This window comes from Pantoea sp. UYEF8, assembly GCF_040546285.1.
Lineage (GTDB): Bacteria > Pseudomonadota > Gammaproteobacteria > Enterobacterales > Enterobacteriaceae > Pantoea > Pantoea brenneri.
This window is the reverse complement of record NZ_JBEPNM010000003.1, coordinates 499,955-522,610: the sequence shown is the minus strand read 5'-3', so window position 1 is coordinate 522,610 and position 22,656 is coordinate 499,955. Positions and strand designations below refer to the sequence as shown.

19 protein-coding genes and 1 CRISPR repeat array (1 of these 20 running past the window's edge) are annotated in these 22,656 nt (G+C 57.4%); of the genes, 11 read left to right on the top strand and 8 right to left on the bottom strand.

The features are described from left to right. The first annotated feature begins 36 nt into the window (after positions 1-36). A complete protein-coding gene (gene can, locus ABIB18_RS08660; protein ID WP_354473996.1) occupies positions 37-690 on the top strand; it encodes a carbonate dehydratase in 654 nt (217 codons plus the stop codon). Between the two features lie 73 nt (positions 691-763). Here the strand turns inward: can and hpt are convergent, their stop codons facing one another. Then, on the bottom strand, positions 764-1,300 hold the full coding sequence (gene hpt / locus ABIB18_RS08655; RefSeq protein ID WP_046289198.1) for a hypoxanthine phosphoribosyltransferase: 537 nt from the start codon (positions 1,298-1,300) through the stop codon (positions 764-766). A gap of 235 nt (positions 1,301-1,535) precedes the next feature. On the opposite strand from hpt, the gene ABIB18_RS08650 reads away from it, so the two are divergent. Beyond that, positions 1,536-2,819, top strand: coding sequence for a cystathionine gamma-synthase family protein (locus tag ABIB18_RS08650; RefSeq protein WP_159222699.1), 1,284 nt, complete (start codon positions 1,536-1,538; stop codon positions 2,817-2,819). A 1-nt stretch (position 2,820) separates the two neighbouring features. Here the strand turns inward: ABIB18_RS08650 and cueO are convergent, their stop codons facing one another. After that, positions 2,821-4,407, bottom strand: coding sequence for a multicopper oxidase CueO (gene cueO / locus ABIB18_RS08645; RefSeq protein WP_089561391.1), 1,587 nt, complete (start codon positions 4,405-4,407; stop codon positions 2,821-2,823). A gap of 180 nt (positions 4,408-4,587) precedes the next feature. On the opposite strand from cueO, the gene ABIB18_RS08640 reads away from it, so the two are divergent. The 3 genes from ABIB18_RS08640 to speD all read left to right on the top strand — a co-directional run bounded on the left by ABIB18_RS08640 (position 4,588) and on the right by speD (position 6,744). Next, complete coding sequence (locus ABIB18_RS08640) at positions 4,588-4,935, top strand: YacC family pilotin-like protein (RefSeq protein ID WP_009092068.1); 348 nt, start codon at positions 4,588-4,590, stop codon at positions 4,933-4,935. A gap of 107 nt (positions 4,936-5,042) precedes the next feature. Then, positions 5,043-5,906 (top strand): polyamine aminopropyltransferase, encoded by an 864-nt coding sequence (speE, locus tag ABIB18_RS08635; protein ID WP_046289196.1) that lies wholly within the window; start codon positions 5,043-5,045, stop codon positions 5,904-5,906. Positions 5,907-5,934: 28 nt separating this feature from the next. Next, positions 5,935-6,744 (top strand): adenosylmethionine decarboxylase, encoded by an 810-nt coding sequence (gene speD / locus ABIB18_RS08630; protein ID WP_046289219.1) that lies wholly within the window; start codon positions 5,935-5,937, stop codon positions 6,742-6,744. A gap of 59 nt (positions 6,745-6,803) precedes the next feature. Here speD and ABIB18_RS08625 read toward each other — a convergent pair whose 3' ends face one another. Genes ABIB18_RS08625 through dtnK form a run of 3 tightly spaced genes read right to left on the bottom strand, consistent with a single transcriptional unit; the run spans position 6,804 to position 9,867 of the window. Next, positions 6,804-7,565, bottom strand: coding sequence for a DeoR/GlpR family DNA-binding transcription regulator (locus ABIB18_RS08625; RefSeq protein WP_046289195.1), 762 nt, complete (start codon positions 7,563-7,565; stop codon positions 6,804-6,806). A 6-nt stretch (positions 7,566-7,571) separates the two neighbouring features. Continuing rightward, positions 7,572-8,552: a D-threonate 4-phosphate dehydrogenase gene (locus ABIB18_RS08620; protein ID WP_031376678.1), complete on the bottom strand. Its 981-nt coding sequence runs from the start codon at positions 8,550-8,552 to the stop codon at positions 7,572-7,574. Further along, positions 8,545-9,867, bottom strand: a complete 1,323-nt coding sequence (gene dtnK, locus ABIB18_RS08615) for a D-threonate kinase (protein WP_354473978.1) — start codon at positions 9,865-9,867, stop codon at positions 8,545-8,547. The genes ABIB18_RS08620 and dtnK overlap by 8 nt, the downstream gene beginning before the upstream one ends. 186 nt (positions 9,868-10,053) lie before the next feature. On the opposite strand from dtnK, the gene ABIB18_RS08610 reads away from it, so the two are divergent. The 5 genes from ABIB18_RS08610 (at position 10,054) to ABIB18_RS08590 (ending at position 15,602) form a co-directional block, all read left to right on the top strand. Continuing rightward, complete coding sequence (locus ABIB18_RS08610; RefSeq protein WP_046289194.1) at positions 10,054-11,205, top strand: iron-containing alcohol dehydrogenase; 1,152 nt, start codon at positions 10,054-10,056, stop codon at positions 11,203-11,205. 8 nt (positions 11,206-11,213) lie between these two features. Continuing rightward, entirely contained in the window at positions 11,214-12,098 is an 885-nt protein-coding gene (locus ABIB18_RS08605; protein WP_031376680.1) for a dihydrodipicolinate synthase family protein, read from the top strand. A 213-nt stretch (positions 12,099-12,311) separates the two neighbouring features. Continuing rightward, the gene (locus ABIB18_RS08600; protein WP_031376681.1) at positions 12,312-13,727 is read left to right on the top strand and encodes a sodium:solute symporter family protein; all 1,416 of its coding nucleotides are present in this window, start codon (positions 12,312-12,314) and stop codon (positions 13,725-13,727) included. A 1-nt stretch (position 13,728) separates the two neighbouring features. Then, the gene (locus tag ABIB18_RS08595; RefSeq protein WP_354473977.1) at positions 13,729-14,922 is read left to right on the top strand and encodes a sialidase family protein; all 1,194 of its coding nucleotides are present in this window, start codon (positions 13,729-13,731) and stop codon (positions 14,920-14,922) included. A gap of 8 nt (positions 14,923-14,930) precedes the next feature. Further along, complete coding sequence (locus tag ABIB18_RS08590) at positions 14,931-15,602, top strand: SDR family NAD(P)-dependent oxidoreductase (protein WP_354473995.1); 672 nt, start codon at positions 14,931-14,933, stop codon at positions 15,600-15,602. A gap of 13 nt (positions 15,603-15,615) precedes the next feature. Here the strand turns inward: ABIB18_RS08590 and yacL are convergent, their stop codons facing one another. The 3 genes from yacL to ABIB18_RS08575 form a co-directional block, all read right to left on the bottom strand. After that, entirely contained in the window at positions 15,616-15,999 is a 384-nt protein-coding gene (gene yacL / locus ABIB18_RS08585) for a protein YacL (RefSeq protein WP_031376684.1), read from the bottom strand. A 189-nt stretch (positions 16,000-16,188) separates the two neighbouring features. Further along, positions 16,189-18,786 carry a bifunctional aconitate hydratase 2/2-methylisocitrate dehydratase gene (acnB, locus tag ABIB18_RS08580; RefSeq protein WP_279810062.1) on the bottom strand — a complete coding sequence of 866 codons (2,598 nt, stop codon included), beginning with the start codon at positions 18,784-18,786 and terminating at the stop codon, positions 16,189-16,191. 461 nt (positions 18,787-19,247) lie between these two features. Next, a complete protein-coding gene (locus tag ABIB18_RS08575; RefSeq protein WP_031376685.1) occupies positions 19,248-19,760 on the bottom strand; it encodes a phenolic acid decarboxylase in 513 nt (170 codons plus the stop codon). 102 nt (positions 19,761-19,862) lie between these two features. Here ABIB18_RS08575 and ABIB18_RS08570 point away from each other — a divergent pair, with 102 nt between their 5' ends. Then, positions 19,863-20,759, top strand: coding sequence for a LysR family transcriptional regulator (locus ABIB18_RS08570; RefSeq protein ID WP_354473976.1), 897 nt, complete (start codon positions 19,863-19,865; stop codon positions 20,757-20,759). Between the two features lie 166 nt (positions 20,760-20,925). Then, a CRISPR array of direct repeats spans positions 20,926-22,656; the repeat unit is 29 nt; unit sequence CGGTTTATCCCCGCTGGCGCGGGGAACAC (it continues 435 nt past the right edge of the window).

The following is a 22,656-nucleotide window of genomic DNA, read 5'->3' as shown; positions in this document are numbered from 1 at the left end:
GCACGCACTCTGCGCAGTAACCGGTCGCTCAACGCCATGACAGATATCGATACCCTGATCAGTAATAACCGTGAATGGTCCAAATTACTGGTCGAAGAAGATCCCGGCTTTTTTGAGCGGCTCGCCCAGGCCCAGAAACCGCGCTTCCTGTGGATTGGCTGTTCTGACAGCCGCGTCCCCGCCGAACGTCTGACCGGACTGGAACCGGGTGAACTGTTTGTCCACCGCAACGTCGCCAATCTGGTGATTCACACCGATCTCAACTGTCTTTCCGTGGTGCAATACGCCATCGAAGTGCTGGAAGTTGAACACGTCATTGTGTGTGGTCATTATGGCTGCGGCGGCGTGCAGGCGGCGATGGACAACCCGGAACTGGGGTTGATCGACAACTGGCTGCTGCACATCCGTGACCTCTGGTACAAGCATAGCGTGTTGCTGGGGGAACTCCCGCCGGATAAACGTCTGGATAAACTGTGCGAAATCAACGTCGTTGAACAAGTCTATAACCTGGGACACTCGACCGTGCTGCAATCTGCCTGGAAACGCGGGCAGAATGTCTCACTGCATGGCTGGGTTTACGGCATTCAGGACGGCTGCCTGCGTAACCTTGATGTTACGGCAAACAGCCGCGAAATCCTTGAACAATGCTACCGTCACGGCATCGCTAATCTGTTGAATAGCGATAAATAAGCGGAGTCAGGCGCGACACAGCCTACACGAAGCAGGCGGTGCTGGCCTTGGAAGAATGTGCGGTGCGCTGTACTCAGGATTCGATCGGCACCACTTTGCCGATATACGGCAGATGGCGATAGTGCTGCGCATAGTCGATACCAAACCCAACCACGAACTCATCCGGGATGGCAAAGCCGACGTACTCAACGTTGACCTCTACTTCACGGCGTTCCGGCTTATCCAGCAGGGTACAGATCGCCAGTGATTTTGGCTGACGCAGCTGCAGGATTTCGCGCACCTTACTCAGAGTGTTGCCGGAGTCGATGATATCTTCGACGATCAGCACATCTTTGCCACGGATATCTTCATCCAGATCTTTCAGGATTTTCACATCGCGGCTGCTGGACATGCCGCTGCCGTAACTCGACGCGGTCATAAAGTCGACTTCGTGCGGGACATCAATCGCGCGGCACAGGTCGGCCATAAACATAAAAGAGCCACGCAGCAGCCCCACCAGCACCATATCGCTGCCGCTGTCACGGTAATGGTCGTTAATCTCTTTGCCCAGTTCAGCGATGCGCGCGGCGATTGCCTGTTCAGGGATCATCACTTCAACAGTGTGTTTCATTGCTTTCAGCCCGGTTACGTCAGAAAAGCCACGAAGTCTATCATAGAGAGTAGCGCGGCGGCTGCGCCAGCCTTAAAGCAAACGATACCGTGGTGAAAATTATTGCGGCCCGGCGAGGGGCGGTGCAAATGCGCATTACCTTAGAACTTTCTGGCATTTACCAGCATGATTCGCTGCATGGTAGCCTTTATCCAACATATCGTTACTCCACTCGTGCCGCTGGCCGGAGATCTCAATGACTTCATCATCAAGTAAAAAAACCCACATCGGCGATCGCCCGCTGCATCCTGAAACCCAGATGCTGAATTACGGCTATGACCCTCGCCTCTCTGAAGGCGCGGTAAAGCCGCCGGTGTTTCTGACCTCAACCTTTGTGTTTGACAGCGCTGAAGAGGGACGGGATTTCTTTGACTATGTGTCAGGCCGGCGTGAACCGCCAGAAGGCAAATCGGGTGGACTGGTCTATTCGCGGTTTAACCATCCCAACAGTGAAATCGTTGAAGATCGGCTGGCGGTCTATGAGCAGGCGGAGAGCTGTTCGCTGTTCTCTTCCGGTATGTCAGCAATCGCCACTACCCTGCTGACCTTTGCCCGGCCGGGTGAGGTTATTCTGCATTCTCAGCCGCTGTATGGCGGTACCGAAACGCTGCTGAGCAAGACGCTGCACAATCTGGAGATTAAGGCGGTCGGCTTTAGCGACGGCAATGACGAGGCCAAAGTGCGGGAGGCGGCGCAGCAGGCGATGGCGCTGGGTCGGGTAGCGATTATCCTGATCGAGACGCCGGCCAACCCGACCAATAGCCTGGTGAACATCCGTCTGATGGCGCGGATCGCCGATGAGATCGACCAGCAGCAGGGTTCACGTCCGATTATCGCCTGCGACAACACCCTGCTCGGCCCGCTGTTTCAGCAGCCGCTGACGCTGGGCGCGGACCTGTCGCTCTACTCGCTGACCAAATACGTTGGCGGCCATTCCGACCTGATTGCCGGTGCGGCGATGGGCAGTAAAAAGCTGATGGGGCAGGTCCGGGCGCTGCGCAGTGCTATCGGCACTCAGCTCGATCCGCACTCCAGCTGGATGATCAGCCGATCGCTGGAAACGCTGTCGCTACGAATGGAGAAAGCGTTTCACAACGCCGAAGCGGTGGCCGCCTTCCTGCGCGATCATCCTAAAGTGGCGAAACTGCACTGGCTGCCTTATCTGGATGAAGCGAGTGCAGAAGGCAAAACCTACCGCGAGCAGTGCAGCGGAGCCGGTTCGACCTTCTCGTTTGATATTGCTGGCGGCCAGCAGGCAGCCTTCCGTTTTCTCAACGCCCTGTCGCTGTTCAAGCAGGCGGTCAGCCTTGGCGGCACCGAGTCGCTCGCCAGCCATCCCGGCAGCACCACGCACTCCGGTGTGCCGCAGGCGGTGCGTCAGCGTATCGGCATCACTGACGCCACGGTGCGGCTGTCGATTGGTATTGAGAACGCGGGTGACCTGATTGAAGATATCAGGCTGGCGCTGGATCAGGCCTGATTTAGCTGACGGTGAACCCGAGCATCATGCCGGTATCTTCATGCTCCAGCAGATGACAGTGGGCCATATAGGCATGTTCGGCGGCGGCGACGTAACTGAAGCGCACCAGCACTTCACTGCGCCAGCCGTCGACATTCACCATGTCTTTCCAGCCCTGACGATGCGGCGCCGGTGGTTTGCCGTTCTCTGACAGGATACGGAACTGCGTACCGTGAATATGGAACGGATGCAGCATCGCGTCACCCTCGCCGGAAATGGTCCATTTTTCCGTTTCATCCAGTTTTACCGCGAATGACGGCTGGGTCATATTGAATGCCTGGCCGTTGATCTTATTGCCGCTACGGAAATCGTAACCGGCCGGTTGCGCCATGCCGTGCATGCTGTGATCCATCGGCTGATCGTGACTGGCCGCCGGTTTATCGTGCGCCATCGGCATCGTAGGATGACCGCCTTTGCCCATCGCCTTATCACCATAGCGCTGCATCAGCGCCTGCATCCCCTGCTGATCCAGCTGAGGATCCATCATCAGTTGTAGCCAGCGACTGGTCAGCCCCTCGGTTTTCGGCAGCGGCGGCAGCGTTGCCAGCCGATCCGGCAGCGTGCCGCTGGCCATCACCCGCAGCGGTAAAATCTGCACCAGCGGCAGCGGTTGATCGAACGGTGCCAGCGTCATGCCCATCTGCCCGACCGGCAGAGTCACCAGATCAAAAGCCTTACCATCCCCGGTATCGATCATCACTTCAAAGCGCTCGCCCGGCAGCATCGGCAGTGATTCCAGCCTGACCGGCTCTGCCAGCAGTCCGCCATCACTGGCGATGACATAGAGTGGACGCCGATCGCTGGCGGCGATGTCCAGCGAACGGGCATTGCAGCCGTTGAGTAAGCGCAACCGCAGCCAGCCGCGCGGTACGGCTTGCTGCGGATATTGCACGCCATTGGTCAGCATCATGTCACCAAACCAGCCGACCGCAGCGCGCATCACGTCCAGCTGGTAATCGATGCGGCTGCCATCCTGGGTCAGCTGTTTGTCCTGAAAGATCAGCGGTACGTCATCAGCGCCCCACTGAGTAGGCAGCCGCAGTTTGCCGATCTCGTTATCTTCCAGCAGGATCAGCCCCGCCAGTCCCTGTGCCACCTGATGACCGGTTTTCCCGTGCAGATGCGGATGATACCAGCAGGTTGCTGCCGGTTGATCGGGCGTGAAAGAGACCTGCCGGGTGTCGCCAGCGGCGATGCTGGCCTGCGGCCCGCCGTCAACTGCGCCAGGGATCTCCAGCCCGTGCCAGTGCAGCGTCGTCGCTTCGTTCAGCCGGTTATGAATGTTCACCGTGGCGGGCTTGCCGCTTTGCAGCCGGATCGCCGGACCGAGCAAATTGCCGTTATAGCCCCAGGTCGGCACCGCTTTGCCATTCCACTGACTGGTACCCTGCATCGCGGTCAGCGTGTACTGGCCGTTAGCATCCGGCGTCAGCAGCGAGGGAACGGGCAGCAGCGGGCGGCTGGCGGCCATCAGCGAGCGGCTCCAGAGCGGCAGCGCCCCGGCGGCACTCAGGGCGGCGGTGAGTTTCAGGAAATGGCGACGTTGCATGGTGATCATCCTTGTGGCATGAGAGCAGACAGCCTAAACCCTGACCTTATGGGAAGGTCAAGTGTTACCCGCCAGAATGAGCCGAAAAAAGCCGGAGAGCCGCACGGTACGGCAAATTAATCGAAAACCTGATAGCAACTGTGCTAACGTCATTAACAATATCCATTGAAGAGAACGATTATGAAGCAAAGCATTAAGATCCTGCTGCTGACGGGACTCCTTGGCTTCTCCTCCACCAGTTTTGCCCTGAGCGAATCCGAAGCGGAAGATCTGGCCGATCTGACGGCGGTGTTCGTCTATCTGAAAAATGATTGCGGCTATCAGGATCTGCCGGATGCGCAGATTCGTAAAGCGCTGGTGTTTTTTGCTCAGCAGAACCGCTGGGATTTAAGCAACTACAGCAATTACAACATGAAGGCGCTGGGTGAAGAGAGCTATCGTGACCTGAGCGGCATCGCCATCACTAACGATAAAAAATGCAAGTCGCTGGCGCGTGATTCGCTGAGTCTGCTGGCCTACGTCAGATAACCCTCTCCCCTCTCTTCTGCTGGACATTTGACCGTGCAACCACGGTCAGAGTTAGCTATGATGTGCCGCCCATTTTCATGGCGATGTCATCAGAGGAGAGCCCCACCATGGCCCAAAATGAAATGTGGTATGAAACCCTTCATGCCGGTTTTGGCCAGTATTTCACGATTGATAAACAGCTCTATCGTGAGAAAACTGCGCATCAGGATTTAATCATTTTCGAAAATGCCGCGATGGGTCGCGTGATGGCGCTGGACGGTGTGGTACAGACCACCGAGCGCGACGAATTTATCTATCATGAAATGATGACCCACGTTCCTCTGCTGGCGCACGGTGCGGCGAAAAGCGTGCTGATTATCGGCGGCGGCGATGGCGCAATGCTGCGCGAAGTGTCACGTCATCCGCAGATCGAAAAGATCACCATGGTGGAGATTGATGCGGGCGTGGTGACGTTCTGCCGTCAGTATCTGCCGAACCACAGCGCCGGTGCCTATGACGATCCGCGCTTTACCCTGGTGATCGACGACGGGGTTAACTTTGTTAACCAGACCCGCGAAAAATTCGATGTCATCATCTCGGACTGCACCGATCCGATCGGTCCTGGCGAAAGTCTGTTTACCTCAGAATTTTATGCCGGCTGCAAAGCGGCCCTTAATGAAAATGGCATCTTTGTGGCGCAGAATGGCGTCTGCTTCCTGCAGCAGGACGAAGCGGTCAACAGCCATCGCAAACTGGGTCACTATTTTGCCGATGTCAGCTTCTATCAGGCGGCGATTCCGACCTATTATGGCGGCATCATGACCTTTGCCTGGGCCAGTGACAATCCGGCGCTGCGCCAGCTCGATAGCGCGACGTTACAGGCGCGTTTCGAGGCCGCTGGCCTGACCTGCCGTTACTACACACCGGCAATCCATACCGGCAGTTTTGCCCTGCCGCAATATCTGTTGAATGCGTTATCCGCCACGCGCTGATGGCACATTTCTAAGGGGGTGAGTGAAATTGCAAAAGCTAAAACTACATGGCTTCAACAACCTGACTAAGAGCCTGAGTTTTTGTATTTACGATATTTGCTATGCGAATACTGAAGCTGAACGTGATGGTTATATTGCCTATATTGATGAGCAATATAACGCCAACCGTCTGACCGAAATTCTGACCGAGACCTGCTCGATCATTGGTGCCAACGTGCTGAACATTGCGCGCCAGGATTATGAGCCGCAGGGCGCGAGCGTCACCATTCTGGTCAGCGAAGAACCGATCGATCCGAAAGATATCGATAACTCGGAACACCCTGGCCCGTTACCGAATTCGGTGGTGGCCCATCTGGATAAGAGTCATATCTGCGTACACACCTATCCGGAAAGTCATCCGGAAGGCGGACTGTGTACCTTCCGCGCCGATATTGAAGTCTCTACCTGCGGCGTGATTTCACCGCTCAAAGCGCTGAACTACCTGATTCACCAGTTGGAATCTGACATCGTCACGGTCGATTACCGGGTGCGCGGGTTTACCCGTGATGTGAAGGGGATGAAGCACTTTATCGATCACGAAATAAACTCGATCCAGAACTTCATGTCGGAAGATATGAAAGCGATGTATGACATGGTGGATGTGAACGTTTATCAGGAAAACATCTTTCATACCAAGATGTTGCTGAAAGAGTTCGATCTGAAGCACTACCTGTTTAATACCAAACCTGAAGATCTCAGCCCACAGGAGCATAAACGGATTACCGACCTGCTGTGGAAAGAGATGCGTGAAATTTATTACGGCAGAAATATCCCGTCTGTGGGTCTGAAGACGCTGTAATCCTTGCGGGCGGCGCGCTGTGTCTGGCAGCCGCCGCTTACCGTTGTTGCCGCTGGCGGTTATGCCGTCAGCAACAAGCCGATCCCACGCTCCCGCAGCCCATGCCGGGCAGCCTCTTCCAGCCGCTCATCGGTCACAATATCGGTCAGGCTCTCCAGCGGCGCGGCGCAAAACAGCGACCAGGAACCATATTTACTGCTGTCCGCCAGCAACACCCGACGCCCGGCATTGGCCAGCAGATCGTGCTTCAGCCCGGCTTTCTCCTCGGTTGGAGTAGTAATGCCGCGCTCAAGGCTCCATGAATTACAACTGACAAAGGCGATATCCGGATTGATGCTGCGCAACAGTCGACGGCCATGTTCGCCAATACAGGACTGGCTGGAGTCGTCGATGCGGCCACCGATAATCGTTACCTCAATCTGCCTGAATTCCGATAAAAACAGCGCAATGTGCAGATCGGCGGTAATCACCCGCAGCGGCAGATGGGTCAGCTGGCGCGCCAGTTCCAGCATAGTAGTACCGGCATCCAGCACCACCGCGTCGCCCGCCTGAACAAAGCTGGCAGCACAGGCGGCTATCGCCTGCTTTTCCGCCAGATTACGCTGCATTTTTTCCAGCGTGGTCGGCTGCGTAGGAATGAACCGGTTGAGGGTGACGCCGCCATGACTGCGGCTGATCACCCCTTCTTTATCCAGCTTAATCAAATCACGTCGAATCGTGGCCGGCGAGGCGGAAATCGCACTGACCAGTTGCTCAACAGTCACCAGATTATGGCTTTTCAGGTAATCCATAATCTGGTCAAGACGGCTCTGTCCCTTCATATTTCCCTATGCGAGCTGCATCGCGAGTTTGATAGAGATCGCCATGCTCTCAGACTTCGCTTTACCTGTCCAGGCGATATCAAACGCCGTGCCGTGGTCCGCCGAGGTGCGGATAAACGGCAGGCCCGCAGTGATGTTCACCCCATCGTAGAATCCCAGCAGCTTCAGCGGAATGTGTCCCTGATCGTGGTACATTGCCACCACCATATCGTACTGCCCTTCCTGACATTGCAGGAATACCGTATCCGGTGGACAGGGGCCCGACACCGCGATGCCCTGTGCTTTCATTGCCGCAATCGCCGGGGCGACCGTAGTCATTTCCTCATCACCAAACAGGCCATTTTCACCGGCGTGCGGATTGACGCCCGCCACGGCGATGCGCGGCTGGGTAAAGCCGACCCGACGCAGGAAGGTGTCCGCCATGCCGATCACCGTCTCAATGCGTGAACGGCTCAGGGTATCGAGGAATTTACGCAGCGCAATATGGGTGGTGACGTGAATGACCTTCAGCTTATCGGTATAGAGCACCATGGCGTAATCCTGAGTGCCGGTCAGGTGCGCCAGCAGTTCAGTGTGACCCGGATAGAGATGACCCGCCGCGTGCAGCGCCTCTTTGTTGAGTGGCGCGGTGGCAATAGCTTGTACCTCGCCCGCCAGCGCCAGTTCGGTGGCGCGCTTCACGCAGCGCCACGCCAGATCGCCCGCCTGCTTCTGCACCATACCTGGCTTTAGCGCTTCAGGATCGGCTAACGGTTCATCGATCACGTTAATGATGCCGGGCGCAAAGTGGGCCGATGCCACCCGATCCACAATCCGCAGTTCCGCCTGTGGCGTAATGTTCATCGCCATAATCCGCCGCAGCGTCGCAGCGCAGCCGACAACCACCGCTGGCACGCCATTCAACTCACCTTCCAACAGCGATTTGATAATGATTTCCGGGCTGATGCCCGCCGGATCGCCCATGGTGACCGCAATAATTTTACTCACTCGACTTCTCCTCAATAAAACCAATGGCTGCTACCAGGGTGTTTTCATCACCAAAGCCACCGGCTTTGGTCATCACCGGCAGGGTAAATTCACTGTTAAGCAGAACCCCGTGCGGCACACAGCCCGCCACCAGGCCCTGAATCTGAAATCCGCTGGCACCCAGAGCCTGAGCGACGGCAATCGCCACGTCGCCGCCAGACAGATAGAGCGCATGCGGGAGCTGGCTGTCACACAACGTGCGGGTCATCTCACCGAGCAACTGACAAATCGCTTCGCCCAGTTGCTGGCGCGTCAGCTGAAACTGCTGGCAGAGCATTTCAATCTCATGCCGCTGTGAAGCATGCTGACAGGTGCGGATCACCGTATGTCGTCCCTGACGTAGCGCCCCTGTGGCTTGTCCCAGCCAGTCCGCTGCATCGGGCCAGGCGGGCTGGCGGAACAGCTGACGGATATCAACATCCACCACCGTCACCTGCCGCTGGGTCGCCAGCGTGGCGATCTGCTGCTGTGCGCGGCTGCTCATCGAGCCGATAACCGCCAGTACCGGTCGTGCTGCGTGGACACCTGCGTCAACCGCCGTACCGCTAACTCTCCTTTCCGCCGATGACGACGGCGCAGGCCGGGCGGCGAGATGGCGGCCCAGTGCCTCGCTTAAGCCTGCCGCACCCACCAGCAGCGGTTTTTCACTCAGCCGTGCCGCGGCTGCCATCAGGCGAGCCAGGTCAGTGTCGTTTTCAGCATCGACCACCAGCACGCCGCGGGCGTCCGTTAAGCGCTGCTCAAGCCGATCGCTGCGCAGGGTGGCGAGATCGATCTGATCCCCGTCGATGTGCAGTTGCTGAAGCACGCTGGCGCTGACGATGGGGGTTTTGGGATCGCTGGCAAATTCGGTATCCGTCAGCAAACGATCGCCAAGCCAGACCTGACCGGCACGCGTTGTGCGGCCGAGGTACGGCACGGCCGGTGCTACCAGCGCCAGACGTTTACCGCTGGCTGCCAGCGCCGCCCGCAGTTCAGCAGCGACATTGCCCCGCAGCGTGGAGTCGATCTTTTTAAACAGCCAGCCCTGCGCAATCTGCGGAGCGTAGTGGCCCACCGCCTCAGTGATCCGCTCTGCCGCCACCACGGGCGTGACTGCCCGACTGTCGGTGCTGATTACCCAGACATCCGCTGCCTCGCTATCTGCAGGCGTCGTTGGGCTGAACAGCACCTGAACCCGGGCACCGGCCTGTGCCAGCCCACTGCCTGCATCATTGGCTCCGGTAAAGTCATCGGCGATGACCACTACCGGGGTTTTCCACCATGACGAACTCATCGTCTCTCCTGTCAGGCTATTGCCGCTGTAATTGATTATATTCAATCATGATTGATTATATGTGAGCAAGATCAAATTAATCGAAATCGATATGTCCTATAAAATTAGCCACAGCAAGGGGATTACGTCAGCGTTACTCTGAGCGATATCAATCATTGCTTCAGAAATTACCAACAAGGGTGTGAGATGAATATCAACAGCACGGTGATCAGCGGCTATCAGACGTTGAACGACATGCGCTATCTGCTCGACGGCATCACGACAGCGTTAGTGGTAACCGATAACAACATTGAAGCCATTCCCGCCGTGCAGGCACTGGTGGGACAACTCCGGCAGCAGATCCCCGGACTCAGTGTGGTGAACAGCGTTCCGCCAGAGCCAGGCCAGCATGATGTGGCGGCGATTGTCAGCGCCCTGCCAGCGCAGGAGGTTGAACTGGTGATTGGCATCGGCGGCGGCAGCGTGCTGGATGTCGCTAAGCTGCTGTCAGTGCTGTGCGCCGGGGATGCGCCGTCACTGGATGCGCTGCTGGCAGGCGAGAAACCGCAGCGCCGCGTTCGCTCGCTGTTGATTCCGACCACCGCCGGGACCGGCTCGGAGGCCACGCCGAATGCGATTCTGGCGATTCCGGAGAAACAGACCAAGGTTGGCATTATTTCACCGGTGATGTTGCCCGACTGGGTCGCGCTGGTGCCGGAACTCACCACCAGCATGCCGCCGCATATTGCTTCATCCACCGGGATTGATGCGCTGTGCCATCTGATTGAGTGCTTCACCGCCACGGTCGCCAATCCGGTGAGCGATAACTATGCGCTGATCGGCATGAAGAAGCTGTTCGCCAGCCTCGAAACCACGCTACGTGAACCACACAATTTAGCGGCGCGACTGGAGATGCTGTGGGCCTCATACTACGGCGGTGCATCGATTGCCCACGCCGGGACGCACCTGGTCCACGCCATGTCCTACCCGCTCGGCGGCAAATATCATCTGCCGCACGGCGTTGCCAATGCCATTCTGCTGGCCCCCTGCATGCGCTTTGTCCGGCCCGCGGCGGTGAGCAAATTTGCTCAGGCTTACGATCTGCTGCCCGAGGCTGATACCGGCTTAAGCGAGGAGCAGAAATCTCATGCGCTGGTCGATTACTTCAGCGCACTGGTTCAGCGCCTGCAGCTGCCGGCCAGCCTGGAAGCGCTGGGCATCAGCCCGGATCACCTGCCCTATTTAGTCGATGCGGCGCTCGACGTGCAGCGCCTGATGAAAAACGTGCCGCTGGCCGTGACGGCGGACGATGTGCGCGCAGTCTACCTGACGCTGTTTCCTTCTCACCCGGCGCAATGAGGATTGCCATGAACAAAAAAATAACCGGGGTACTGACCGCCATCGTTACCACTTTTGATCGCGACGGTGAGTTTAATCCGGCTGCCCAGCGTGAGCAGGTGCGACGCCAGCTCGATGCCGGTAACGGTATTTTCTGCGGCGGCACCAACGGAGAATTCTTTGTGCTGAATCAGCAGGAGAAGATCGCGGTCACCGAAACCTGCGTCGATGAAGTCAACGGCCGTGCGCCGGTGGTGGCGCACATCGGCGAGATATCAACCCGTGAAACCATCCGCCTCGGTAAGCAGATCGCCAGGCTGGGCGTTGATGCCGTCTCGGTGATTACGCCATGGTTCGTGCCGTTAAAGCAGCAGGAGCTGATCGCGCATTACCACGCCGTTGCAGACGCGCTTGAGGTGCCGCTGTTCCTTTACAACATCCCGGCGCGTACCGGCAATACTCTGCAGCCTGACACCGTCAGGACGCTGGCGGCACATCCGAACATCATCGGTATCAAAGATTCAGCCGGCAGCTACCAGAGTCTGAGTGGCTTCCTGCAGGCTGCCGACGGCATCGATCACTTCGATGTGCTGAACGGCCCCGACTCGCTGATTCATCAGGGGTTCGTCGATGGCTGCTCCGCCTGCATTTCCGGGCTGGCAAACGTGGCGCCCGAGGCGATCAACGCCATCTGGGCGCAGTTTAACGCCGGCGATATTGCCGGTTCGCATCAGGCACAGGAGCGCGTCACCGGTTTACGCACCGATCTCTATAACATCGGCTTCTCTCCTGCTGCGGTGAAAAAGGCGGTCAGCCTGCTGGGCTTTGACGTAGGTGACAGCCGCTATGCGGTGCAGTTCAGCGCCGATCAGCAGCAGCAGATCCGCCAGATCGTCAATCAGTACCTGCAGTAATCGCCAGCAGGGCGGATGCCCTGCGTCTTCGGCAGGACCGGGGTGAGGTCCTGAAACGACACCGCGAACCGCTCGCGGCTGGCACCAATGACTCATCACCTTTTGGCGTGTCGTCAGCCTGCCCTGCCGGGGAACGACCATCATCTTTGTATCCTACCGGTCAGATGAGAACGAACCTGATGGTCGCCATCTGCCAGAACAATCGAGGTCATGATGAAAGCATTTTCTACTGAGAGCACCCTGCTGATCGTTGGCATGGTGGTCGCCTATATCCTGTTTACCACCTGGCTGACCTGGCGGCTGCGCAGCAAAAGCAGCGGTGACTTTATGGAAGGCTCACGCGCGATGCCGGCATTTATCGTCGGCGTGATGCTGATGTCAGAATATATCGGCGCCAAGTCGACCATTGGCACCGCCCAGGCGGCTTTTGAAGATGGCTTTGCCGCCTCGTGGTCGGTGATTGGTGCGGCGATCGGCTTCCCGCTGTTTGGTCTGATCCTGGTGAAACGCATCTATAACACTGGCAAAATCACTATTTCGGGCGCGATTGCCGAGAAATATGGCACCTCAACCAAAAATATCATCTCTCTCATCATGATCTATGCGCTGCTGCTGGTGAACGTCGGCAACTACATCAGCGGCGCAGCGGCCATTTCAACCGTGTTGAAAATCGACCTGACGCAGGCGGCCTTTATCACAGCAGTGGTCAGCACCTTCTATTTTGCCTTCGGCGGGATGAAAGGGGTCGCGTGGGTCACGCTGCTGCACAGCGCGCTCAAATATGCCGGGATCCTGATAATCCTCTTCGTGGCGCTGAAGATGACCGGCGGCGTAGCACCAATGATCGAAAAAATGCCGGCGTTTTACTGGACGTGGGATGGTCACGTCGGGGCCAGTACCATTGTGGCGTGGTTGATCGGGACGGTCGGATCGATCTTCTGTACCCAGTTTGTGATCCAGGCGATCTCATCGACCAAAGATGTGAAGTCCGCGAAGCGTGCCACCTGGGTCGCCTTCTTTTTCTGCCTGCCGATTGGTCTGGCGATGGCACTGATTGGCGTGGCGGCGAAATTTGCCCATCCTGATATCAAAAGCCTGTATGCGCTGCCGGTGTTTCTGCAGGATATGTCACCGTGGCTGGCGGGCATTGTCACCACCTCGCTGGTAGCGTCGATCTTCGTCAGCGTCGGTACCGTGGCGCTGGCGATCGCCTCGCTGGTGGTGAAGGACTTTTACGTGCCCTACCGCAATCCGACCCCGGAGCGTGAATTTAAAATGACGCGCTGGATCTCAATCGCTATCGGCTTCTTCCCGCTGCTGTTCGTGCTGTTCTTCCCGGAAGTGCTGAAGCTGTCATTCTTTACCCGCGCCATTCGTCTGTCGATTACCGTGGTGGCGATCATGGCGTTCTACCTGCCGTGGTTTAAAAGCACCCGCGGTGCCAATGCTGGTTTGATCGGCGCCTGTCTGGCGACGTCGGTGTGGTTCATCCTCGGTAACCCATTCGGCATCGATAATATGTACGTGGCGCTGGCGACGCCGGCGATCATCATGGTGATTGACCGCTGCATCCCGTCACGCCAGTCTCAGCCCAATACGCAACGCAATGCACAAAACAGTGGAGCCTAATATGACTCAGGAAACCGTCACCGTCGAACGCACCGGCCAGCTGGCGCCGCACCCGCAGGATAGCGCGCAACAGGTGGCGATGCTGCCATCGTCCTGCCCGCAAAACCATGCCGCCAATCTGCTGCCGCTGCCCAATGGCGATCTGCTCTGCGTCTGGTTTGGCGGTACCCAGGAAGGCATCGCCGATATTTCGATCTGGTGTTCGCGGCTGGCAGAAGGCAGCTCTCGCTGGAGCGAGGCGCAACAACTGTCGGACGATCCGAGCCGTTCGGAACAAAATCCGGTGCTGTTCCTCGACCCGGATCAGGTGCTGTGGCTGCTGTGGACCGCGCAAAAATCGGGGAATCAGGACACCGCGATTGTACGCTATCGTCAGTCGCACGATCTGGGCCGCAGCTGGGGTGCCATCGCCATACTGCTGGATAAGCCGGGCACCTTTATCCGCCAGCCGGTGGTGGTGCTGCCCAACGGTAACTGGCTGCTGCCGGTGTTTTACTGCCTGACCCGGCCAGGTGAAAAGTGGGTCGGCAGTTATGATATCAGCGCGGTAAAAATCTCTGAGGACAAGGGGCAGAGCTGGCGTGATGTTGAAGTCCCGGACAGCACCGGCTGCGTCCACATGAACGTCACGCTGCTGGATGACGGCACGCTGCTGGCACTCTATCGCAGCCGCTGGGCCGATCATATTTACCAGAGCCGCTCCGTCGATCAGGGCGAAAGCTGGAGTGCCCCACAGCCGTTGTCGCTGCCTAACAATAACTCATCGATTCAGGTCACCACGCTGCGCAATGGTCATCTGGCGCTGGTGTTCAATGCGATGAGCGCGCAAGGCGCGAGTGAGCGGCGGCTGTCGCTGTATGACGAAATTGAAGATGAGGATGATGATGAGGTAGCTGTCGCCGCCCAGCCAGTGGCACACGGCGCGCGAACGGCCTTCTGGGGTGCACCGCGCGCGCCCATGACGCTGGCGATTTCGCATGACGGCGGCAAAAGCTGGCCGCTGCAGCGTAATCTGGATGAAGGCGATGGCTACTGCATGACCAATAATTCACAGCAGAAGCTGAACCGTGAATTCTCTTATCCAAGCATCAAACAGGGAGCCGGCGGTGAACTGCATATCGCCTACACCTTTTATCGTCAGGCAATCAAGTATGTTCGCGTTGAAGAGTCGTGGGTGGCGGGAGGTCGCGCGTGATTGACCAAATGGCGCTGGTCACTGGTGCCAGTTCAGGCATCGGCCAGGCGATTGTTGACCGCTTGCTGGTGGAGGGCTGGCAGGTGATCGGCCTGAGTCGCTCGGCGCTGACGCGGCAGCATCCGGCACTGCAGAGTTATCAGGTGGATGTCAGTGATGCCGCCGCCTTACAGAAGGTGTTAGCCCGACTGCCGGTGCCCCAGGCGCTGGTACACGCGGCAGGCATGATGCAGACTGCGCCGCTGGGTGAACTCGATCTCCACGCCAGCGCGCGCTTATGGCAGTTGCATGTGGCAGCGGCGGAGCAACTGGCTAATCACTGCGCGCCACGGATGACCAGTGGCGGCAGGATTGTGCTGCTGGGCAGCCGCACCTCAGGCGGAGCGGCAGGACGCAGTCAGTATGTGGCGACCAAATCCGCAATGATCGGGATGGTGCGCAGCTGGGCGGCAGAACTGGCACCGCGCGGCATTACCGCCAATATTGTGGCGCCTGGCGCAACCGACACGCCGATGCTGCAACAGCCGGGTCGGGGCAGCTCACCGCCGAGGCTGCCGCCAATTGGCCGCTTTATTCAGCCGGAGGAAGTGGCCGGGCTGGTGCATTTTCTGCTCACGCCTGCCGCAGCGGCGATGACCGGACAGCAGCTGGTGCTGTGTGGCGGGGCGTCTCTCAGTTAACCGGCCGGGCGGCTCAGGTCGCCCGGCTTTTATTACCGTACTGATTCACAAACTGGCGATAAGCAGCGATCACCAGCAGAAAATCTTCAATGCCGCAGAATGAGAGGCTCTCTTCGTCGTAGTAGTTCATCCCCTCCTCCATGCCGTCATCTTCCAGCGCCAGCAGATTGGCACGGATCATCACCTCTTCCTCGTCCAGCAGGATAGTGTATTCGCTGCCGACGCGCTGCCATTGCCGCACGCTGCCTTTCACATCTTCAATCGCCGCTTCGACTTCATCCAGCAGGCCGGGATCGTCCCTGACTTCTTCATTGAACCAGTGGCCGACCGCTTCGTGATCCATCGACATGCGCACCTTAATCTGGCCGGTCACATCGCGTAAAAATTCATATTCCATCGCCCGTTCCTCTCAACATCATCGCGTCACGTTATCAGTGTCAGCGCTGCCCCAACGGCAAAGTGTGACAAGTGGCGCATTATTGCAGGCTGTCCGGCGAAATCCAGCTTTTCATCGCACCGGTTGCCGTTGCACAGACGAAAAAAAGGGGCGAATCATCGCCCCTTTTTACTGCTGCTGGTCAGTGAATCAGACCGCAGTCTGGAAAATCACGCCGTCAGCTTTATCGGTGTACTGGGTCAGCTGGTCGAAGTTGAGATAGCGATAAGTGTCGCTGGCAGTTTTATCCACCTGCGCCATAAATTGCTGATACTCATCCGGCGTTGGCAGACGACCTAACAGTGAAGCCACCGCCGCCAGCTCGGCTGACGCCAGGTAGACGTTAGCGCCGGTACCCAGACGGTTCGGGAAGTTACGGGTTGAGGTGGAGACCACCGTCGCACCGTCCGCCACACGCGCCTGGTTACCCATGCAGAGTGAACAGCCTGGGATCTCGATACGCGCGCCGCTCTTACCGAATACGCTGTAGTAACCTTCCTCAGTCAGCTGCGCCGCATCCATCTTGGTTGGCGGAGCCACCCACAGACGGGTCGGTAACTGGCCTTTATGGCTATCCAGCAGCTTACCGGCTGCACGGAAGTGACCGATGTTGGTCATGCACGATCCGATAAAGACTTCATCGATCTTCTCGCCCTGCACATCAGACAGCAGACGGGCATCGTCTGGATCGTTTGGTGCGCAGAGGATCGGCTCTTTAATATCAGCCAGATCGATCTCAATCACTGCGGCATATTCCGCATCCGCATCCGCTTCCAGCAGCTGTGGATCCGCCAGCCATTTCTCCATGCCTTCAACACGACGCTCCAGGGTACGGCGATCGCCATAGCCTTCAGCAATCATCCACTTCAACAGAACGATGTTGGAGTTGAGGTATTCAATGATTGGGTCTTTATCCAGCTTGATGGTACAGCCGGCCGCTGAACGTTCAGCTGACGCATCTGACAGCTCAAACGCCTGCTCGACTTTCAGATCCGGCAGACCTTCAATCTCAAGGATGCGGCCAGAGAAGATGTTTTTCTTACCCTTCTTCTCAACGGTCAGCAGACCCTGTTTGATGGCATACAGCGGAATGGCATGAACCAGATCGCGCAGCGTAATGCCCGGCTCCATTTTACCTTTGAAGCGAACCAGCACGGATTCCGGCATGTCGAGCGGCATAACGCCGGTCGCTGCGGCAAACGCCACCAGGCCAGAACCCGCCGGGAAGGAGATGCCGATCGGGAAACGGGTATGTGAATCGCCGCCGGTGCCGACGGTATCCGGCAGCAGCATACGGTTCAGCCAGCTGTGGATAATGCCGTCACCCGGACGCAGCGACACACCGCCACGGTTCATGATGAAGTCAGGCAGCGTATGGTGTGTATTCACATCCACCGGCTTAGGATAAGCCGCGGTGTGACAGAATGACTGCATCACCAGATCGGTTGAGAAGCCGAGGCAGGCCAGATCTTTCAGTTCATCACGGGTCATCGGACCGGTAGTATCCTGCGATCCCACCGAGGTCATTTTCGGTTCGCAATAGGCGCCCGGACGGACACCGTCGACGCCACAGGCGCGACCGACCATTTTCTGTGCCAGCGAGAAACCGCGGGTGCTCTCCGCGACATCTTTCGCCTGACGGAATACGGTGCTGTGCGGCAGACCCAGCGACTCACGCGCTTTGGTGGTCAGGCCACGACCGATGATCAGCGGAATACGGCCACCGGCGCGCACTTCGTCAATCAGCACTTCGGTTTTCAGTTCGAAGCTGGCCAGCAGTTCGTTGGTCTGGTGGTTACGCACTTCGCCTTTGAATGGATAGATGTCGATGACATCGCCCATGTTCAGGTTGTTCACGTCGACTTCGATCGGCAGTGCACCGGCATCTTCCATGGTATTGAAGAAGATCGGAGCAATTTTGCTGCCCAGCACCACGCCGCCGCCTTTTTTATTCGGCACGTTCGGGATGTCGTCGCCCATAAACCACAGCACCGAGTTGGTGGCGGATTTACGTGAGGAACCGGTACCGACCACGTCACCGACGTAAGCCAGCGGGAAGCCTTTTTCCTGCAGCGCTTTAATCTGTTTGATCGGGCCGACGTTGCCTGGCTCATCCGGCTCAATGCCTTCACGGGCATTTTTCAGCATCGCTAACGCGTGCAGTGGGATGTCAGGACGTGACCAGGCATCCGGTGCCGGAGAGAGGTCGTCGGTATTGGTTTCGCCGGTGACTTTGAACACGGTGACGGTAATCTTTTCCGCCAGTTCTGGTCGTGACAGATACCATTCCGCATCTGCCCACGACTGCATCACCTGCTTCGCGTAGTCATTGCCCGCTTTGGCTTTCTCTTCTACATCGTAGAAGCTGTCGAACATCAGTAGCGTGTGTGACAGGGCTTTGGCCGCGATAGGAGCCAGTTTTTGGTCGTCCAGCGCCTCGATCAGCGGATGAATATTGTAACCGCCCTGCATGGTGCCGAGCAGTTCAACCGCTTTTTCAGGAGAGATCAGAGGAGAGGTGGCTTCGCCTTTGGCGACAGCGGCCAGGAAACCCGCTTTAACGTACGCCGCTTCATCGACGCCGGGTGGAACACGGTTGACCAACAGATCGGTCAGAAATTCTTCTTCACCCGCAGGTGGATTTTTTAGCAGTTCAACCAGCGCGGCCATTTGGGAAGCATCTAAAGGCTTAGGTACGATCCCTTCGGCGGCACGCTCGGCAACGTGCTTACGGTATTCTTCTAGCACGACGTTATCCTCGCTCTCATTATGTAGGGCTTTCCGACCACCTTGCTCACTTATAGAGAACAACCTTACCTTATGATGTCCAGGTTGAGGTGCCCGGTTTCGCGGAGGGCAGAATAGCAGGATTTCGGGTGTTTGTTAATCTGTTTACAAAAATACAACATTAAATGCATAACCAATTGCGACGGTTTTACGCCGCCAGCCATCGCCCTTCCGGACGGCAAACCGGCCCGCAAAGCACGCCATTACGCCGCCGGAAAACATCACCACGCGTTGACCTGCCGGTCAGGGTTTTACCAGCAATGATTTATCTGAAATGTATAACGGCGAGGAATAGAACGCCGGCCTGAAGATAATTTTTGGCGAGTTGCTGGCAGAATCAGATACTGTTTCGCAGCAGACAGCAGATGGTTTTGGCGGGTAAGAAAAGCAGAAGAGCCCGGCATGGGCTCTTCTGAACGAGGTTAGTTTTTCAGATTGGCAGGAAAATCGGCGGGCAGTTCACTGGCCGGGCAATCAATCACGCTGTCATTGTTTTCGCCGGCATCGCGGATAAAGGTCAGCGTAGCGAACTCATCAATCACTTCAGTCGGATAAGCCGGACCTGCCTCGCGATATTGTGCCATCTCTTCCAGATGTTCGTTCTGGAAGCAGACAGTTTTTTCCGGATTGTTCATCACCCAGCGAGGGAAGAAGATGGTGCCGTGGAAAATTTTATCGGTCAGGTTAACCGCCAGGCTGACATCGGTGCCGGTTGGTTCGGTCCAGGAGACTTTATAGACATCCTGTGCCAGACGGACGATATAAGCGTGCTGATTTTTCACCCAACGGTTACCCACCATTCCGCTGTGAATCCGGTAATCAACGGTGTTGGCATTTTTTATATAGAGCTCGTAGTTCCAGCCGTTGTCATAGGTATAAACCAGATGTTTGCCGACCAGACCAGACAGGTTGTTTTTATCAAAAGTGCTCATGATGATTTCCTCATTTATTTGCCTTGAGGAGATTATTGCGCGTTACAAAACCGATTAATAACGCTATTTTTAGCACTTATTCATTCAAATTTTAGATATATTATTATGCATAAAACGACGCTCGAACAGTGGTTTCTTCTCGACTCGGTAGTTAACGAAGGAAGCTTTGCACTGGCGGCAGAGAAAAATAACCGCAGCCAGTCTTCAGTCAGTTACCAGATTGGTTTGCTGCAGCAGCGGCTGGGCGTAGCGCTACTGCAACAGGCAGGACGCCGGGCGGTTCTGACGGCGGAGGGCCAGCAGTTACTGGCGCAGGCGCGGCCGCTGCTGACCGGTTTTAGTAGTCTGGAAGCGCAGGCGGCGGCGTTACAGCGCGGCGAGCCTTCCCGTGTCGACCTGATGGTCGATGCCATCGTACCCAAACCGCTGCTGTTTAAGGTGTTACACCAGTTTCAGCAGCGTTATCCGCACGTCCGCGTCTGGTTCAGTGAAATCGTCCGCAGCGAAACGCCGCTCAGGCTGGCGGAACAGCAGGCCGATCTCTGGCTGGTGGCACACAGCGACGACCAGCCATTGGCAGGTGAGAGCCTGATGAGCGTCGATTTTATTGCCGTCGCCCATCGCGATCATCCCCTGCACAGCGAACCGGCTCCGCTCAGTGCGACGACGCTGGCGCGCTGGCCCTGCATTACCATCCTCGATCGGCAGCAACAGCAGCAGTCAGAAGTCAGTGGCGAGCAGGCAGAGAACTGGTCATTCACTACCCTGTCGGCGGCTATTGAGGCGGTGCAGCATCAGCTGGGCTATGGCTGGTTGCCGGAGAAGAACATTGCCGCCTTGCTGGAGAGCGGCGAACTGCGCCCGCTTCCGCTGCTGCAGGGACGCCGACGTTCAACCTCGCTGATGTTGCGCATCAATGAGGAGAGATTACCGGGCAATGCGGCCATCGCGGTACTGGCGCAGATGTTTATCGACCAGGTGGCGGCGGACCGACGGGTGTGATGATACGTGTTTCGTTCGTGGGAGAGGATGAGTGCGGGTTGGGGTATTTTGTCCCCGCAGAAGCGGGGAACACCACCAGCAGGATCCGCATCATTTTTTCACGTCCGGTTTATCCCCGCTCACGCGGGGAACACGAAGGTAATGCTAAAACAGCCCAACCTGAGTTCGGTTTATCCCCGCTGGCGCGCGGAACACGATATCCATCATGAGAGCCACTATCTCTCGCCCGGTTTATCCCCGCTGGCGCGGGGAACACCGTTTTTCTGGCCTGATATCGACCTGCAGCTGCGGTTTATCCCTGCTGGCGCGGGGAACACTCCACCTTTTACACCGCCTCAACCTGATGCACCGGTTTATCCCCGCTCACGCGGGGAACACTACCAGTATGCGGATGCAGCGCTGGCGGAGGGTGGTTTATCCCCGCTCACGCAGGGAACACGGCACCGGGTGTGATTACGCTGGCGACCGTTACGGTTTATCCCCGCTCACGCGGGGAACACTGACCGAATACCTCAGAGAGAAGTGGCTCCGCCGGTTTATCCCCGCTGGCGCGGGGAACACGTTTTATGAAAACAGCAGACTATCCGGTGTGGCGGTTTATCCCCGCTGGCGCGGGGAACACAGTTGTTCGTTCCTGCGGGTTCTCGCTCGCTCCGGTTTATCCCCGCTGGCGCGGGGAACACTGATGAAAGTGCAGGCACTACAGGGCGATACGCGGTTTATCCCCGCTGGCGCGGGGAACACCTTAGTGATGCTGTAACCACAAGTGCTCTGGACGGTTTATCCCCGCTGGCGCGGGGAACACATATTGTATCTCACGAGCCCTGGCGGATATGCCGGTTTATCCCCGCTGGCGCGGGGAACACGCGAGTTAGATTTTCAGTCGCTGTTTTGCCATCCGGTTTATCCCCGCTGGCGCGGGGAACACGACTACTGCCATGTCAGACTCTCTGTTCAAATCGGTTTATCCCCGCTGGCGCGGGGAACACGAAAATATGGGTTCCAGATGATGAGCATTGATCCGGTTTATCCTCGCTGGCGCGGGGAACACCTATTGGAAAACACTGGCTCGATTTTATATTCCGGTTTATCCCCGCTGGCGCGGGGAACACCTGAAGAACACCTGTTCGGCTACCAGAAACACCGGTTTATCCCCGCTGGCGCGGGGAACACCCGGTTCCGTTGCTCCGGGGTTAGGTCGATAGCGGTTTATCCCCGCTGGCGCGGGGAACACACCCATGAACAGAAATCAGCGTCGTATGGCGGCGGTTTATCCCCGCTGGCGCGGGGAACACTAACACGTCGTCGAATGCGCCAGGCTTGATCACGGTTTATCCCCGCTGGCGCGGGGAACACGCGGGCAGGTCGTCGAAATGAACCGGGCCGCGCGGTTTATCCCCGCTGGCGCGGGGAACACGTATGATCTGGAAGTCCATCTATGTTTATAAACGGTTTATCCCCGCTGGCGCGGGGAACACACTGATAAGCCCTGAAGGCAGCAACGTTACGGCGGTTTATCCCCGCTGGCGCGGGGAACACACCATTCAACGCAAGGACGGCGACAGCCACCGCGGTTTATCCCCGCTGGCGCGGGGAACACCTCCGATAAATTCCGTGTCAGCAACAGGCCAGCGGTTTATCCCCGCTGGCGCGGGGAACACCTCATTGCGCTCGATGTGGCGCAGGACAATTGCGGTTTATCCCCGCTGGCGCGGGGAACACGATCATGTTCACCAGATCGACCTCATAGAGCACGGTTTATCCCCGCTGGCGCGGGGAACACTAGCCTGCGATGGTCTGCAGAATAGCGGTAGACGGTTTATCCCCGCTGGCGCGGGGAACACCCATGGACAAGGCTGTGTCGTTTCTTTCCTACCGGTTTATCCCCGCTGGCGCG

Bases quoted from the DNA above. Each gene is read 5' to 3' on its own strand.
- ABIB18_RS08570 (WP_354473976.1), top strand. From the start codon at position 19,863: ATGCATAAAACGACGCTCGAACAGTGGTTTCTTCTCGACTCGGTAGTT.
- ABIB18_RS08600 (WP_031376681.1), top strand. From the start codon at position 12,312: ATGAAAGCATTTTCTACTGAGAGCACCCTGCTGATCGTTGGCATGGTG.
- dtnK (WP_354473978.1), bottom strand. From the start codon at position 9,867: ATGAGTTCGTCATGGTGGAAAACCCCGGTAGTGGTCATCGCCGATGAC.
- ABIB18_RS08590 (WP_354473995.1), top strand. From the start codon at position 14,931: ATGGCGCTGGTCACTGGTGCCAGTTCAGGCATCGGCCAGGCGATTGTT.
- can (WP_354473996.1), top strand. From the start codon at position 37: ATGACAGATATCGATACCCTGATCAGTAATAACCGTGAATGGTCCAAA.
- cueO (WP_089561391.1), bottom strand. From the start codon at position 4,407: ATGCAACGTCGCCATTTCCTGAAACTCACCGCCGCCCTGAGTGCCGCC.
- ABIB18_RS08610 (WP_046289194.1), top strand. From the start codon at position 10,054: ATGAATATCAACAGCACGGTGATCAGCGGCTATCAGACGTTGAACGAC.
- ABIB18_RS08605 (WP_031376680.1), top strand. From the start codon at position 11,214: ATGAACAAAAAAATAACCGGGGTACTGACCGCCATCGTTACCACTTTT.
- ABIB18_RS08650 (WP_159222699.1), top strand. From the start codon at position 1,536: ATGACTTCATCATCAAGTAAAAAAACCCACATCGGCGATCGCCCGCTG.
- yacL (WP_031376684.1), bottom strand. From the start codon at position 15,999: ATGGAATATGAATTTTTACGCGATGTGACCGGCCAGATTAAGGTGCGC.
- ABIB18_RS08640 (WP_009092068.1), top strand. From the start codon at position 4,588: ATGAAGCAAAGCATTAAGATCCTGCTGCTGACGGGACTCCTTGGCTTC.
- ABIB18_RS08625 (WP_046289195.1), bottom strand. From the start codon at position 7,565: ATGAAGGGACAGAGCCGTCTTGACCAGATTATGGATTACCTGAAAAGC.
- ABIB18_RS08595 (WP_354473977.1), top strand. From the start codon at position 13,729: ATGACTCAGGAAACCGTCACCGTCGAACGCACCGGCCAGCTGGCGCCG.
- hpt (WP_046289198.1), bottom strand. From the start codon at position 1,300: ATGAAACACACTGTTGAAGTGATGATCCCTGAACAGGCAATCGCCGCG.
- speE (WP_046289196.1), top strand. From the start codon at position 5,043: ATGGCCCAAAATGAAATGTGGTATGAAACCCTTCATGCCGGTTTTGGC.